The 15370-nt window shown below is 72.5% G+C and carries 10 protein-coding genes and 3 pseudogenes; 10 read left to right on the top strand and 3 right to left on the bottom strand.

The window, feature by feature from the left end:
• Window positions 1–297: 297 nt before the first annotated feature.
• Together KIS93_RS26435 and KIS93_RS26440 are read left to right on the top strand one after the other, a co-directional pair.
• On the top strand, window positions 298–777 hold the full coding sequence (locus tag KIS93_RS26435) for a hypothetical protein (RefSeq protein ID WP_186404451.1): 480 nt from the start codon (window positions 298–300) through the stop codon (window positions 775–777).
• A gap of 55 nt (window positions 778–832) precedes the next feature.
• Window positions 833–2217: pseudogene (locus tag KIS93_RS26440) on the top strand (class II fumarate hydratase).
• 4 nt (window positions 2218–2221) lie between these two features.
• On the opposite strand, the gene trpD reads toward KIS93_RS26440, so the two are convergent.
• Complete coding sequence (trpD, locus tag KIS93_RS26445) at window positions 2222–3286, bottom strand: anthranilate phosphoribosyltransferase (protein WP_080045146.1); 1065 nt, start codon at window positions 3284–3286, stop codon at window positions 2222–2224.
• Between the two features lie 241 nt (window positions 3287–3527).
• Here trpD and KIS93_RS26450 point away from each other — a divergent pair.
• From KIS93_RS26450 to KIS93_RS26470, 5 genes and pseudogenes are all read left to right on the top strand, one after another.
• Window positions 3528–4279, top strand: a pseudogene (locus KIS93_RS26450) (3-hydroxybutyrate dehydrogenase).
• Window positions 4279–6147 (top strand): helix-turn-helix domain-containing protein, encoded by a 1869-nt coding sequence (locus KIS93_RS26455; protein WP_230465787.1) that lies wholly within the window; start codon window positions 4279–4281, stop codon window positions 6145–6147. Before KIS93_RS26450 ends, KIS93_RS26455 begins: the two are co-directional and overlap by 1 nt.
• Before the next feature lie 31 nt (window positions 6148–6178).
• Window positions 6179–7452, top strand: a pseudogene (locus KIS93_RS26460) (MFS transporter).
• Complete coding sequence (locus KIS93_RS26465) at window positions 7449–8450, top strand: alpha/beta fold hydrolase (protein ID WP_080045144.1); 1002 nt, start codon at window positions 7449–7451, stop codon at window positions 8448–8450. Before KIS93_RS26460 ends, KIS93_RS26465 begins: the two are co-directional and overlap by 4 nt.
• The gene (locus tag KIS93_RS26470; RefSeq protein ID WP_080045143.1) at window positions 8451–9596 is read left to right on the top strand and encodes an alpha/beta hydrolase family protein; all 1146 of its coding nucleotides are present in this window, start codon (window positions 8451–8453) and stop codon (window positions 9594–9596) included.
• On the opposite strand, the gene KIS93_RS26475 is transcribed toward KIS93_RS26470, so the two are convergent.
• Together KIS93_RS26475 and KIS93_RS26480 are read right to left on the bottom strand one after the other, a co-directional pair.
• The gene (locus KIS93_RS26475; protein WP_080045142.1) at window positions 9586–11583 is read right to left on the bottom strand and encodes a glycosyltransferase family 2 protein; all 1998 of its coding nucleotides are present in this window, start codon (window positions 11581–11583) and stop codon (window positions 9586–9588) included. The two genes, KIS93_RS26470 and KIS93_RS26475, sit on opposite strands and share 11 nt — an antisense overlap.
• Before the next feature lie 153 nt (window positions 11584–11736).
• Window positions 11737–12432 carry an aggregation-promoting factor C-terminal-like domain-containing protein gene (locus KIS93_RS26480; protein ID WP_246005370.1) on the bottom strand — a complete coding sequence of 232 codons (696 nt, stop codon included), beginning with the start codon at window positions 12430–12432 and terminating at the stop codon, window positions 11737–11739.
• Between the two features lie 285 nt (window positions 12433–12717).
• Here KIS93_RS26480 and KIS93_RS26485 point away from each other — a divergent pair, with 285 nt between their 5' ends.
• Genes KIS93_RS26485 through KIS93_RS26495 form a run of 3 tightly spaced genes read left to right on the top strand, consistent with a single transcriptional unit; the run spans window position 12718 to window position 15319 of the window.
• The gene (locus KIS93_RS26485) at window positions 12718–13392 is read left to right on the top strand and encodes a response regulator transcription factor (RefSeq protein ID WP_080047483.1); all 675 of its coding nucleotides are present in this window, start codon (window positions 12718–12720) and stop codon (window positions 13390–13392) included.
• Window positions 13392–14825: a sensor histidine kinase gene (locus KIS93_RS26490; protein ID WP_080045141.1), complete on the top strand. Its 1434-nt coding sequence runs from the start codon at window positions 13392–13394 to the stop codon at window positions 14823–14825. The genes KIS93_RS26485 and KIS93_RS26490 overlap by 1 nt, the downstream gene beginning before the upstream one ends.
• Complete coding sequence (locus KIS93_RS26495) at window positions 14822–15319, top strand: hypothetical protein (RefSeq protein ID WP_155129073.1); 498 nt, start codon at window positions 14822–14824, stop codon at window positions 15317–15319. Before KIS93_RS26490 ends, KIS93_RS26495 begins: the two co-directional genes overlap by 4 nt.
• The last annotated feature ends 51 nt before the right edge of the window (window positions 15320–15370 follow it).

The raw sequence follows: 15370 nt of genomic DNA on the forward strand, positions 1-15370 counted from the left end.
ACGGGACCGCAGGCCGCACCGCGCCCGGGTGCCCCGACGGGGCCGCAGGCAGCAGGACCGGGCGGCGCGTCCGGACCGCAGGCCGCAGGACCCGGCGCCGCATCCGGACCGCAGGGGGCGGCAGGGCCCGGCGGCCCATCGGGGCCGCACGCCGCGACAGGGCCCGGTGCACGGCCAGGCCCGCAAGGACCGACCGGGCCTCAGGGACCGACCGGGCCTCAGGGGCCGACCGGGCCGCACGGAGCGCCGGGACCGGCCGGACCGCAGGGGCCGGGGCGTGGGGCGAACGCGCCGACCGTGCCGCAGGCCGCCTCCGGCGGTTACCCGCAGGGGCCGCACGCCGGCGCGCCCGCCGAGCCGGAGGGCGACTACGACCCCGAGCGGACGGTCAGCATCTCCCGCCCCAAGGGCCCGTTGCCCGGGGCGCAGCAGCAGGGCGGCCGGCCGGCGCAGCACCTCACCGACGACAGCTCGAACGCGACGACCCGCATCCCGAAGGGCTCGCCGGGCCAGCAGGTCTACCCGGTGCCCGCTCCCCCGCCCGGCCAGCCGCCGCAGCCGCACCCTCAGCCCCCGTCGGGCCCCCAGCCGCAGCAGCAGGGCGGTCCTGGGCCGCAGTTCGGCGGGCACGGCCTCGGTACGGACCTGTTCGCGATCGCGGGCCCCGAGGAGAAGCGCCCGGCGGGCAACCGCAACGGCATGCTGGTGCTCATGGCGGTGGCCGCCGCGGCCGCCGTGGTGATCGCCGTGCTGATCGTGGCCCTGTTCTCGAGCTGAAGGGAGCCGGGGGGCCTTCCGGCCGTCCGGGGGCTCGTGGGTCAGACTGGAAGTCATGAGCGAGTTCCGGATCGAACATGACTCGATGGGCGAGGTACGCGTGCCGTCCGGCGCCAAGTGGCGGGCGCAGACCCAGCGGGCAGTGGAGAATTTCCCGATCTCAGGCCGGCCGCTGGAGCCGTCGCACATCGCCGCGCTCGGCCTGATCAAGGCGGTCGCGGCGGAGGTCAACGGCGAGCTGGGCGTGATCGACAAGGACATGGCCGAGGCGATCGCGCAGGCCGCCGCGGACGTGGCGGAGAACGAGCACGACGCCGACTTCCCGATCGACGTCTTCCAGACGGGTTCGGGCACCTCGTCGAACATGAACGCCAACGAGGTGATCGCGACGCTGGCCGAGGAGCGGCTGGGCCGCCCGGTGCACGCCAACGACCACGTGAACGCCTCGCAGTCGTCCAACGACGTGTTCCCGACGTCGATCCACGTGGCGGCGGCGACGGAGGTGACCTTCCACCTGCTGCCCTCACTCAGGCATCTGGCGGCGGCGCTGCGGGAGAAGGCGATCGAGTTCGACGGCGTGGTGAAGTCGGGGCGCACGCATCTGATGGACGCGACGCCGGTGACGCTGGGCCAGGAGTTCGGCGGGTACGCCACGCAGGTGGAGCACGGCGTCGTCCGGGTGTCGGCGGCTCTGGAGCACGTGCTGGAGCTGCCGCTGGGCGGCACGGCGGTGGGCACGGGCATCAACACGCCGCAGGGTTTCGCGCAGGAGGCCATCGCCAAGCTGCGTGAGGCGACGGGCATCCCGTTCCAGGAGGCGGCCGACCATTTCGAGGCTCAGGGCGCGCAGGATTCCATCGTGGAGCTGTCGGGCAGCTCAAGGTGGTGGCGGTGTCGCTGACCAAGATCGCCAACGATCTGCGGTGGATGGGCTCGGGGCCGCGCGCCGGGCTCGGGGAGATCAACCTGCCCGACCTCCAGCCGGGCTCGTCGATCATGCCGGGCAAGGTGAACCCGGTGATCCCCGAGGCCACGGCCATGGTCGCGGCCCAGGTGATCGGCAACGACGCGGCGATCACGTTCGCGGGCGCGTCGGGCAACTTCGAGCTGAACGTGCAGCTCCCGCTCATCGCGCGCAACATCCTGGAGTCGATCAGGCTGCTGGCGAACGTCTCGCGGCTGCTCGCCGACCGCTGCGTGGCCGGCATCACGGCGAACGTGGAGCGGCTGCGCGAGTACGCCGAGTCGTCCCCGTCGATCGTCACCCCGCTGAACAAGTACGTCGGCTACGAGGAGGCGGCGAAGATCGCCAAGCAGGCGCTGGCGGAGCGTAAGACGATCAGGGAGGTCGTCATCGAGCGCGGCCACGTGGCCGCGGGCAAGCTCACGGAGGAGCAGCTCGACGCCGCGCTCGACGTCCTCTCTATGACCCGGCCTTGAGAAGCTAGGCCCTGACCGAGCGCACGGCGGCGGCCTCCTGCCGGGTGGCGTGGGCCCAGCGGGTGAGCAGGGAGAGCGCGGCGCCGGAGTCGACGGCGTCGGCGGCCCGCTTGTAGCCGGCGGCCAGGGCGGGGGTGAGCTCGGCCGCCGGCGGGGTGCCGTCGGCGGCCACCAGGGCGGCGGCGGCGTTCAGCAGGACGATGTCGCGCACGGGGCCGCGCTCGCCGGACAGCACGGCGCGGGCCACGCCGGCGTTGTGGCGGGCGTCGCCGCCGCGCAGGTCGTCGATGCGGGCGCGGGGGATGGCCAGGTCGAGCGGGTCGAAGGCGGCGGGCGTGACGCGGCCCCGGCGGACGACCCAGATGGACGAGGGGCCGCAGGTGGTGAGCTCGTCGAGCCCGTCGTCGCCGCGGAAGACGAGCGCGGAGCAGCCGCGCTCGGCGAGCACGCCCGCGATGGTCGGCGCCATGGACGCGTGGAAGACCCCGACGGCCTGCGCGGAGGGCAGCGCGGGGTTGGTGAGCGGCCCGAGGAAGTTGAAGACGGTGGGGACGCCCAGCTCGCGGCGCGGCCGGGAGGTGCGTCTCAGCGCCGGGTTGAAGGCGGCGGCGAAGCAGAACGTGATGCCGACCTCGTCGGCCACCCGCACCACGGCGGCGGGCGGCAGGTCGATGACCACGCCGAGCTCTTCGAGGACGTCGGCCGCGCCCGCCATGGAGGAGGCGGCCCGGCCGCCGTGCTTGACCACCTTGGCGCCGGCGGCGGCGGTGACGATGGCGGCCATGGTGGAGACGTTCACGGTGTTGGCGCGGTCGCCGCCGGTGCCGACGAGGTCGACGGGGTCGCCGGGCACCCGGATCGCGAGGGCCTTGGCCAGCATGCCGTCGGCGAGGCCGGACACCTCGGCCACGGTCTCGCCCTTGGCGCGCAGCGCGACCGCGAACGCGGCGATCTGGGCGTCGGTGGCCAGGCCGGACATGATCTGGTCCATGGCCCAGGCGGCCTGGGCGGAGGTGAGGGACGCGCCGTCGAGCAGCGTGGTGAGGATCCGTGGCCAGGTGGTGGTCATGAGTGCCCCCTTCGTGTCTGGTCTCGACGGGGGGCACCCACAGCAACGGTGACGGCCGCCTCGTCGAGGCGGCCGTGTGCGTATCGCGCCGGAGGTCCGCCTAGGAGGCGGGCCACCACAGGAACGAGTACGCGATCATGCCGTCACCATAGCAGAAGCGCTTGATCCACATAGCGAGCCAGCCATCTATGTCGCCGGCACCCATGCGTCGCGGTGAGGTGAGCGCTTAGGGTGGCGAGGTATGGCGAAGGAGCTGACGGGGCGCACCGCGCTGGTGACGGGGGCCGGGCCGGCATCGGGGCGGCGTGCGCCCGGCGGCTGGCCGCGGCCGGGGCCAGGGTGCTGGTCGTCGACCTGCGGGCCGAGCCCGCCGAGAAGGTGGCCGCCGAGGTGGGCGGCACCGCGGTGGTGGCCGATCTGAGCGATCCAGGGTTCGTGGCGGCGCTGCCCGACGAGCCGGTGGACATCGTGGTCAACAACGCGGGGTTCCAGCACGTGGCGCCGATCGAGGAGTTCCCGCCCGAGGTGTTCGCCACGATGCTGAGGGTGATGGTCGAGGCGCCGTTCCTGATCGCGCGCAGGGTGCTGCCCGGCATGTACGCCAGGGGCTGGGGCCGGTTCGTGAACATCTCGTCGGTGCACGGGCTGCGGGCCTCGCCGTTCAAGTCGGCGTACACGACGGCCAAGCACGCGCTGGAGGGCTTCTCCAAGGTCGTGGCGCTCGAAGGGGCCCCGCACGGGGTGACCTCCACCTGCGTCTGCCCGGCCTACGTGCGCACGGGGCTGGTGGAGGCGCAGATCGCCGACCAGGCCAGGGTGCACGGCATCGAGCAGGACGAGGTGGTGCGCGACATCATGCTGGCCCCGGCGGCGATCAAGCGCCTGATCGAGCCCGAGGAGGTGGCCGAGCTGGTCGCCTACCTGTGCGGCCCGGCCGGGGCGTTCATCACCGGGGTGTCGCTGCCGGTGGACGGTGGCTGGACGGCCCGCTAGTGAGCATCCGGTTCCTGGAGTTGCTGGCCAGGGAGGCGTCGGCGGTCGAGTTCGAGGGGCCGATCATCCAGGCCAGGGCGTCCGGCGCGGACCCGGCCACGATCGAGGAGCTGGAGCGGGCCAAGGTCGAGGCGCTCAAGGTCCGCGACCTGCTGAAGCGGCGGGCCAGGCGGGAGGCGGAGCTGTCGGCCCTGTACGACACGGCGGGCGACCTGGCGGCGCTGCGCGACCTCGACGCCGTGCTGGAGGCCATCGTGCACCGGGCCAGGCAGCTCCTGGCCACCGACGTCGCGTACATGACGCTGCACGACCCCGAGCGGGGCGACACCTACATGCGGGTCACGGACGGGTCGATCTCGGCCAAGTTCCGGGCGTTGCGGCTGGCGATGGGGCACGGGCTGGGCGGGCTGGTGGCGCAGACGGCGGTGCCGTACGCGACGGCCGACTACTTCGCCGACGCCCGCTTCCGGCACCGGGAGCACATCGACGACGCGGTCAAGGAGGAGGGCCTGGTCGCGATCCTCGGGGTGCCGCTGCGGCTGGGGCAGCGGGTGATCGGCGTGCTGATGGCGGCCAACCGCAGCGCGCGGCCGTTCCACCAGGAGGAGGTGTCGCTGCTGGCCAGCCTGGCCGCGCACGCCGCGGTCGCGATCGACAACGCCCGGCTGCTGCAGGAGACCAGGAACGCGCTGGAGGAGCTGTCCCAGGCGCACCGGACCGCCAGGGAGCACGGCGAGGCCGTGGAGCGGGCGGCGATGGCGCACGACCGGATGACGTCGCTGGTGTTGCGCGGCGGCGGCATCGAGGACGTCGCGGCCGTGGTGACCGACGTGCTGGGCGGCTCGCTGGCGGTGCTGGACGACCTGGGGCGGGCTATCAGCGGTGACGTGGGCGAGCTCGACTCGGGGGTGTTCGAGGCGGCGCAGGCGTCCAGGGCGCTGGGGCGTACCGTGCGCAGGGGTGATCTGCTGATCGCGTCGGTGGACGTGGGCGGTGAGCCGCTGTGCACGCTGCTGCTGCGCAGCGACGACGCCGACGAGCGGATCCTCGAGCGGGCGGCGCTGGTGTGCGCGTTGCTGCTGCTGTTCCGCAGGAGCGTGGCCGAGGCCGAGGGGCGGGTCAGGGGCGAGCTGCTCGACGACCTGATTTCGCGGCCCGGCTCGCCGGGGCTGGCCGACCGGGCGCGGCGGCTGGGCATGGACCTGGGCGCGCCGCACGTGCTGGTGGTCGCCAAGCATTCCGGGCAGCGCGAGCGGGCGGCGTTCTGGGCCTCCTCGCAGGCGACGCTGCGGCACGGGCTGGCCGCCGGGCGGGCCGACGAGGTGGTGCTGCTGCTGCCGGGCGACGACGCGGGCGGGCTGGCGCAGCGGGTGGCACGCGAGCTGACGGCGTCGCTGCACAGCCCCGCCACGGCGGGCGCGTCCCGCGCGGGCGACCCGGCGAACGTGGCCGCCGCCTACCAGGAGGCGCGCAGGTGCGCGGAGGCGCTGATCGCGCTCGGGCGGGCCGGTGACGGGGCGAGCGCGAGCGAGCTGGGCTTCGTGGGGCTGCTCGTCGGCGACGGCCGCGACGTGCCCGGCTTCGTCGCGCGCACGCTGGGCCCGGTGATCGACTACGACGCCCGCAGGGGCACCGCCCTGGTCGACACGCTGGCCGCGTACTTCGGCACCGGCGGCTCGCCGTCCCGCACGGCCGAGGCCATGCACATCCACGTCAACACCGTCACGCAGCGCCTCGACCGGATCGGCAAGCTGCTCGGCGAGGGCTGGCCGGCGCCGGAGCGGGCGCTGGAGATCCAGCTCGCCCTCCGCCTGCACCGGCTCGGCCACACAGACACGCCCGACACTATGGGCCCCAGCACCATATGAGTGACCCCGGTCACAACCTACGGTGACCGGCATGGCCACTTCCATCAAGAAGATCGTCGCCGCGAGCCTGATCGGCACCACCATCGAGTGGTACGACTTCTTCCTGTACGGCTCGGCAGCCGCCCTCGTGTTCAACAAGCTCTTCTTCCCCGAGTCCGACCCGCTGACCGGCACGCTGCTGTCGTTCCTCACCTACGCCGTCGGATTCGTCGCCCGCCCGCTCGGCGGCCTGGTCTTCGGCCACTTCGGCGACCGGGTCGGCCGCAAGACGCTGCTGGTCGTCAGCCTGCTGATGATGGGCACGGCGACGTTCCTGATCGGCTGCCTGCCGACGTACGAGACGCTGGGCCCGGCGGCGGCGCTGGTGCTGACGGCGCTGCGGCTCGTGCAGGGCTTCGCGCTCGGCGGTGAGTGGGGCGGCGCGGTGCTGATCGTCTCCGAGCACGGCGACACGGCGCGGCGCGGCTTCTGGGCCTCCTGGCCGCAGGCGGGCGCCCCCGGCGGCAACCTGCTGGCCACCGGCGTGCTGGCGGCGCTGGCCGCCTGGCAGTCGGACGAGGCGTTCCTGGCGTGGGGGTGGCGGGTGCCGTTCCTGCTGTCGGGCGTGCTGGTGCTGATCGGCCTGTGGATCAGGCTGACGATCACCGAGTCGCGGGTCTTCCAGGAGGCCCCGCCGGAGCCGCGGGCCCCGATCGTCGGGGTGCTGCGCCACCACAGCAAGGACGTGCTGGTCGCGATCGGCGCCCGGCTGGCGGAGAACATCTCGTTCTACCTGCTGACCGTCTTCGTCATCACCTACGCCAAGCAGACCGGCATCGACAACTCCACGGTGCTGAACGCGGTGCTGGTCTCCTCGGGCATCCACTTCGTGACGATCCCGCTGTGGGGGCGCTGTCCGACCGGCTCGGCCGCCGCCCGATCTACCTGTCGGGCGCCGCCGGCATCGGGGTGTGGATCTTCGCGTTCTTCCCGCTCGTGGACACCGGCAACTTCCTGGCGATCACCCTGGCCGTCACGGTCGGCCTGCTCTTCCACGGCATGATGTACGGCCCGCAGGCGGCCTTCTTCTCCGAGCTGTTCGGCACCAGGACGCGCTACACCGGCGTCTCCATCGGCGCGCAGCTCTCGGCCATCGTGGCCGGCGCGCTGGCCCCGATCATCGCGGTCGCCCTGCTCCAGAAGTACGCCAGCAGCGTGCCCATCTCGGCCTACCTCGGGATCGCGGCGCTGCTCACCCTGGTCTCGGTGTACGCGGCCCGCGAGACTCGGGGCAGCGACCTGGCCGAGAGGACTTACGTGAAATGAAGGTCACCACGCCGAGGCTCACCCAGCACGTCCTGACCGTCGAGGGCAGGACCGCCGGCGAGCCCGTGCTGTTCGTGCACGGCAACGTCTCCTCCGCCGCCTTCTGGCGCGACGCCATGGCCGCGCTGCCGGACGGGTACCGGCTGCTGGCGGTGGATTTGCGCGGGTTCGGCGAGACGGACCCGGCCCCGGTGGACGCCACGAGGGGCCTGCGCGACTACTCCGACGACGTCATCGAGCTCGTCGAGGCGCTCGGTCTCGACCGGGTGCACCTGGTGGGCTGGAGCCTGGGCGGCGGCATCGTGCTGCAGGTGCTGCGCGACCACCCTGAGGCCGTCCGGAGCGTCACGCTGGTCAACCCGATCTCCCCGTACGGCTTCGGCGGCACGGAGGGCCCGGACGGGCGGCTCACCCACCCCGACGGCACGGGATCGGGCGCCGGCGCCGCGAACCCCGACTTCGTGACCCGGCTCCAGGCGGGCGACCTGTCGGACGAGTCGCCCACCTCGCCGCGCAGCGTCTTCCGCTCCGCCTACGTCGACCACCGCCCCATCCCCGACGAGGACTTCTACGTCCGGGCGATGCTCACCACGCGGGTCGGCGACGCCCACTACCCCGGCGACGCCGCGACCTCCGCCGCCTGGCCGGGCGTGGCCCCGGGCAAGACCGGCGTGCTCAACGCCTGCGCGCCCACCCACTTCCGCCTCGGCGACCTGCACGAGATCGGCCCCAGGCCGCCGATCCTGTGGATCAGGGGCGCCGACGACGTGATCGTCTCCGACACCTCGCTGTTCGACCTCGCCCACCTGGGCGCGCTCGGCCTCGTGCCCGGCTCCCCCGGCACCCCGGCCCAGCCCATGGTGAGCCAGACCAGGGCCGTGCTGGCGCGGTACGGCGCGTACCGGGAGGTGGTGCTGGACGAGTGCGGCCACAGCCCGCACCTGGAGCACCCGGAACAGTTCCAGCGGCTGCTGGCCGAGCACCTGAGGGAGGCGTAGATGCTGGTCGCGCTCACGCTCGTAGCGAGCTTACTGACCCCCGTACCGCGGCTCGCGGTGCCGGGCGCCGAGCACGTGGAGATCGCCGCGCTCGGCGACCTGACCACGGCCGGCACGACGCGGACCGGGCACACCGACCCGGCGGACTGGGCCGGGCTGCACTCGGCGGCCACGGTCAACCCCACCGGCGTGCCCGGCGTCCAGATCGACGGCTACTTCCCCGACACCTCCACCGGCAACGCCACCCACGGCTGGAACCACGACTCCCAATTCGTGATCAGGCTGCCGGACGAGTGGAACGGCGGCCTCATCGTCGCCGGCACGCCCGGCAACCGGGAGCAGTACGCCAACGACTACACGATCTCCGACTGGGTGCTGTCCAAGGGGTACGCGTTCGCCTCCACCGACAAGGGCAACGTGGGCGTGAACTTCCACGAGGACGGCCGCCGCCCCGGCGACGCCATCGCCGAGTGGAACGAGCGCGTCACCCAGCTCACGGTGGCCGCCAAGGCGGTGGTCAGGCAGCGGTACGGCAGGAAGCCCGCGCGCACGTTCGCCGCGGGCATCTCCAACGGCGGCTACCTGGTGCGCTGGCAGCTGGAGAACCGGGGCTGGCTCTACGACGGCGGCGTGGACTGGGAGGGCACGCTCTGGCGGGTCAAGGGCGACAACCTGCTGAACTTCCTGCCGCCCGCGCTGAAGGCGTACCCGGACGAGGCCGGGGTGCGGGCGGCCGGGTTCGCCGCGGGCTCGGAGTTCCTGTGGCCGTTCCACCGGCAGTACTACTGGGAGCTGACCCAGCAGCTCTACCAGAAGGAGCTGGACCCGTCCTACCAGGGCGCCGCCGCCGACTACGACTACGACGAGCGCCGGCCGTACGCGGCGGTCGCGAAGATCGCGCTGACCGGCCGGATCACCAAGCCGCTGATCACCCTGCACGGCACGCTGGACACGCTGCTGCCGATCTCTCGCGACTCCGACGTGTACGCGAAGATGGTCGGCCCGCACCGCCCGTTCCGCTACCACCGGGTGGAGGGCGGCAACCATCTCGACAGCCTCGTGGACGTCTACCCCGACCGGCTCAAGCCGATGCTCCCGGCCTTCAGGAGCGCCTTCGAGGAGCTGGAGGGCTGGGTCAGTCCATGAGGTAGCGGTGCCTGCCCGCGCGCGCCAGGCGGACGATGTGCCGCGCGCCGGGCAGCCTGCGGCCGAGCCGGTGCCAGACGGTGTCGCGGCCCAGGGGCGAGCGGCGCCCGGGGTCGACGGCCGCGGCCGGCCTGACCTCGATCCTGCCCCGGTGCATCTCCAGCGCGAACCGCAGCCCCACCTCCTCGTCGGAGGAGCGCAGCGTGCACTGCCAGCGGCCCGGCCCCAGCTCCTCGGCGCCGGGCATCAGGCGCTTGATCGGCACCTTGGCGACGAGCTGCCCGGCCAGCCGGCCCGGCACCCCGGCCTCGACCAGGGCGGGCGCGCTCACCTCGCGGCCGCGCCTGCCGGTGTTGCGCAGGACCAGCTCCAGCGCGGGGCCGCCGCTCGGCGGCACGTACGGGACCGGCAGCACGACGTACAGGTGCCGCCCGAGGTGCTTGACCGTCACCCCCGGTGACACCAGCTTGATCGACTCGGAGAACGAGCGCGGCTCGATGGCCAGCCCCAGCTCGCCCGCGTCGCTCCAGCACGGCACCACGAGGCGCATCCTGGGCCGCTGGGCCAGCACGCCCAGGCAGTTGAGCGGCCCGTCGGGGTGGCTGACGCGGCTCCTGGCCTGGCTGGCCCCGCTGAACATGCGCACGTGCACCTCCCACTGGCCGGGCCGCAGCGGCCCGCCCAGGGCGGCCGTGGTGACGTCCAGCCGGGTCTCGCCCTTGATGCGCACGCGGACCCGGCGGCGGCCCGCGGGGACGCGCTCGACGCGCTGGGTGAGCGGCAGGAAGTGCACGACGCCCGTCTCGGTGTGGCGCACGTACAGCTCGATGCGGGCCCGCTCGACGTCCTTGGTGATGTCGGTGGCGTCCGGGGGCAGCTTCCTGGTCTCCAGGGAGCGCGGCGGGATCCAGTGCAGGCGGTCGCCGTCCACCTGGTACCGGTCGGGGCTGCCGTCGCCGGCCAGCACCTCGGCGGTCAGCCCGAGCACCAGGACGTGGGCGTCCCAGCGCACCTCGGTGAGGTCGGCGCGCAGGCCCGCGCGCCTGGTCGAGTTCGACATGAGCACGATCTGGTCGAGGCGGCCCATGCGCACGTACGCGGCCACGACGCGCAGCTGCACCGGCAGGTACCGGTCCAGGCGCTCCGGGAAGCGCCGCCCCACCAGCTCCTGCACGACGCGGAAGTGCATGCCCCGGTCCACGGACGAGTCGGCGAACCTGGCGGTCAGCAGCGGGCGCAGGACGGCGTAGCGCAGCCAGTACGCGTACATGCGGTCGCGCTGGCGCCCCTCGCCCACGTAGGTGTCGATGTCGTCGAGCAGCTTCAGCAGCTCCTTGACGATCGCCCGCGGCTCCTCCTCGACGCGCGGGCGCTCGCCCAGGTGGCAGCAGACGTGCTCGGCCAGCACCGCGACCACCTTGGCATGCAGGTAGGCGCGCAGCACGAACGCCTGCTCCCCCATCCGGCTGCCCGGCACGGAGAAGCCCAGCTCGTGCTCCTCCAGGAAGGCGCGCCGGTAGAGCTGCTGCGGGTAGAGCAGGGTGAGCAGCCGGTCGCGCAGGATGTCGGCGCGGCCGGTGCTGCGCGCGAAGGCGGTCATCGGCGGCCCGAAGTCGCGGACCAGGCGGCCGACCAGCACGTCCGCGTCGGACTCCACGGCCCGGTCGTGCATGCGTTCCAGCGCGTCCCGCTCCAGGCGGTCGCCGGGCTCCAGGAAGTACACGTAGTCGCCGGCGGCCGCGGCCAGGCCGACGTTGCGGGCCCGCGAGGGCGAGCCCGTGTACGGCAGGTGCAGCGCGCGCACGTTCTTCCTGACGGAGGCCAGGGTGTCGAGGCGCTCGGCCGTCCCGTCGGTGGAACCGTCGTCCACGACGATGACCTCGTACTCGTCCCGGGGCATGGTCTGCTCCAGCGCGGAGCGGACGCACGCGTCGGCGGTGTCACCCGGATTGTGGACATTGATGATCACACTGACCTTCACACCCATGCGGCCAGCGTGCGCCCGTATACAGGATCGGGCGCGACGGCTTGCCGATTGGGGAAGGAAAGTTGACCCGCTCCGGACCTAATACCAACCGACGGACCCGTACCCACCGGCGGGCCCAGTACCCACCGGCGGGCCCAGTACCGATCGGCGGGCTCAGTACCAGCCGACGGACTGCGAGTGGCCCCAGGCGGCGCAGGGCGAGCCGTAGCGGCCCTTGATGTAGCCCAGGCCCCACTTGATCTGGGTGGCCGCGTTGGTCTGCCAGTCGGCGCCGGCGCTGGCCATCTTGCTGCCGGGCAGCGACTGCGGGATGCCGTACGCGCCGGAGTAGCGGTTCATGGCCCGCTCGTTCCAGCCGCTCTCCTTCTGCCAGAGGCTCTCCAGGCAGCCCCACTGGTCGGCGCCGAACCCGAACGAGGCCAGCATCGCCTTGGCGGTGGCCTTGTTGCTGCCCGGGGAGGGGTTGCTGCCGGGCGGGAAGTTCTGGGCCGGGAAGCCGTCGCCGCCGGGCGCCTTCTTGGGCACCACCCAGTCGAGGCCCTTGCCGGCCGCTCCCGAGCGCTCCTTCTTGAGCTGGTCGGCGCGGTAGGCCTGCTCGGCCTCGGCCTTGAGCAGGTCGGCCTCGGGGTCGGGCGCGTACAGGTCGCCGCTGGCGAGCTTGCCGAGGTCGGTGAGCGACATCGGCGTCTGCTTCGGCTCGTTGGCGTTCTGGACGGCGCGGTAGGCGACGAAGCCGCCGCCACCGATGACGATCACCAGCGAGAGGGTGGTGATGATGACGCGCTTGGGAGTGAAGCGCGAAGGCCGGCGCGCCGAGGGGAGGTCTTCCTTCGGGGGGCGCTCGCTCAACTGCGGACCGGGGCTCACGAATCATGAGCTTGCCCTGTCATGGGGGGTGGTCCGCAACCTAAACGCGGGAATCGCTTGGCGTAAATTTCACCAACCAGCAGGTAACCTCCGCGTTTCCGGAAATATGTGACTTTGGTCACAGCACGGAGGGGCTCCCCTTCGCACCCCCGTCGCCGAAGGGAAGCCGTTTTCAGGGTCCCCGCCCATCTTCTGGATCTCATCCACGCCGTGTCACAGTTTGGTGACACATACCGGGTATTCGGGACAAGGAATAATAATGTGCGCGTGGCTGGCATCCTCCTCGTAGAAGACGACCCCTCGGTCCGCACGGCTCTTGAGCTGGCGCTGACCAGGCAGGGGCACTCCGTCACGTCGTACGCGACGGGTGAGGAGGCGCTCGACCACATCAGGGCCCGGCGCCCGGAGATCGCGATCCTCGACGTCATGCTGCCCGGCATCGACGGCGTCGAGGTGTGCCGCCGCATCCGCAAGCTCGACCAGCTCCCCGTCATCCTGCTCACGGCCAGGGGCGACGACCTCGACGTGGTGGTGGGCCTGGAGGCGGGCGCCGACGACTACGTGGTCAAGCCGGTCGAGCCGCGCGTCCTGGACGCCCGCATCCGCGCCGTGCTGCGCCGCGCCGAGTCCGCCGCCTCCGACCGCATCACGTTCGGCGACCTCGTGATCGACCGGGGCGCGCTCAAGGTCACGCTGGCCGGCAAGGAGATCCACCTGACGCCGACGGAGCTGCGGCTGCTGCTGGAGCTCGTCCGGCACCCCGGCCAGGTGCTCAACCGCCGCTACCTGCTGCGCGCCGTCTGGGACCACACGCACATCGCCGACTCCCGCCTGGTGGACGCCTGCGTGCAGCGCATCCGCGCCAAGATCGAGCCCAAGCCGGCCGAGCCCGTCTTCATCCACACCGTGCGCGGCTTCGGCTACCGGTTCAGCCCCCCGTGATGGCGCGCCTGATCCCCCGCGCGATCCCCCGCCCCACGGGCCTGCGCGCCCGCCTGGTCATCACCTTCACCCTCGTCGCCGTCACCGCCTCCCTCCTGGTCGCCACCATCGGGTACGAGCTGGCCAAGACCGCGCTCATCACCAGGACCGAGACGACCTCGCTGGAGCTGGTGACCAGGGAGCTCAGCAGCATCGACTTCCCCATCGGCAAGCTGCGGCCCGGCGAGGCCGCCCCCACCTCCAGGGAGCTGACCCGGGTCGCCCACGCGCTCAGCGGCCCCGGCCGCAGCGCGCTGATCGAGTACGGCACCATGGTCGCCTCCGAGGGCCCCATGTCGATGAGCGACGTCCCCAACGAGCTGCACGGCCGGGCCAAGCAGAGCGTCGTCACCCAGCGCAAGATCATCGACAACGAGCTCTACCTGATCGTCGGCGCCGAGGTCTACCGCGACGGCTCCGCGGGGCCGGAGGCGACCGGCCTGCGGGCGTTCGTCTTCTTCCCCATGCACGACGACGAGCGCCAGCTGGAGGCGCTCAGGACCACGCTCGCCTGGACCGGCCTGGTCATCGTGCTCATCGCCCTGGTCGTGGCGCTGCTGTCGGCCCGGCAGGTGCTGCTGCCGGTGCGCCGGCTGAGCGCGGCCGCCCAGGCGCTCGGCCAGGGCCGCCTGGACACCCGCCTGCCCGTGCACGGCCAGGACGAGCTGGCCGGGCTCACCGCCCGCTTCAACGACGCCGCCGCCGCGCTGGAGCTGAGCGTGTCGGAGCTGCGCTCGCTGGAGGCCATGTCCCGCAGGTTCGTGGCCGACGTCTCCCACGAGCTGCGCACGCCGCTGACCGCCATGACCGCCGTGGCCGACATGCTCTCCGACGAGGCCGAGCACCTGCCGGAGGCGCCCGCGCAGGCCGTCCGGCTGGTGCTCAGGGAGATCGAACGCCTGCGCGAGCTGGTCGAGCACCTCATCGAGATCAGCCGCTTCGACGCCGGCACGGCCACGCTCAACCTGGAGCCGGTCAACGTGGCCGACTCCATCCAGGACTGCCTGGAGGTGCGCGCCTGGACCGACAAGGTGACGGTCAACGCCTCCCAGGGCCTGACCGCCAACCTCGACCCCAGCCGCTTCGACGTCATCGTGGCCAACCTGGTCGGCAACGCGCTCAAGCACGGCCTGCCCCCGGTCGTGGTGAGCGCCAGGGCCACCGAGAACGGCCTGGAGGTGAAGGTGCGCGACCACGGCAAGGGCATCCCGCGCGAGGCGCTGCCGCACGTCTTCGACCGCTTCTTCAAGGCCGGCGCGGGCCGGGCCCGCAGCCAGGGCAGCGGCCTCGGCCTGGCGATCGCCCGCGCCAACGTCCAGCTGCACGGGGGCACCATCTCCGTACGCCCGAAGAGCCCGGGCACCCTCTTCACGGTCTGGCTGCCGCACATATGAGAGCTCTCGTCGCCGTCGTCCTGCTGCTGGCCATGACCGGCTGCGGCATCCTGCCCACCGACGTCCAGGACCGGGGCAGCGCCCCCACCGTCCGAATCCCGCCGCCCACCAAGACGATCTTCCTGCTCAGGAACGGCAAGCTCATGCGGGAGCCCGCCGACGTCGAGGACGACACCGTGGACAGCGTGCTGACCGCGCTCTTCGACGCCTCCGCCCACCCGCTCGGCGACCGGGACACCGCGTTGCGCGGCTTCACGTACCTGCGGACCAGGAACTCCATCAACCCGCCGCAGCGCGACGAGATCCAGCTCCCCCGCACCTCGACGCTGACCGTCTACATCAGCGGCGACGGCACGCTGACCAAGCTCGGCATGGCGCAGATCGTCTGCACGGCCCAGCAGGACGCGGCGTTCGAGGTCGTCAAGATCGTGCGGGAGAACGAGGGCCGCCCCCCGAAGGACGAGGGGCGGCACACGTGCCCTGAGCTCAACTGAGCATCACTGCTCGGTGCTCAACTGAGCATCACTGCTCAAAGGCTCGACTGA

This window comes from [Actinomadura] parvosata subsp. kistnae, from assembly GCF_900323885.1.
Lineage (GTDB): Bacteria > Actinomycetota > Actinomycetes > Streptosporangiales > Streptosporangiaceae > Nonomuraea > Nonomuraea composti.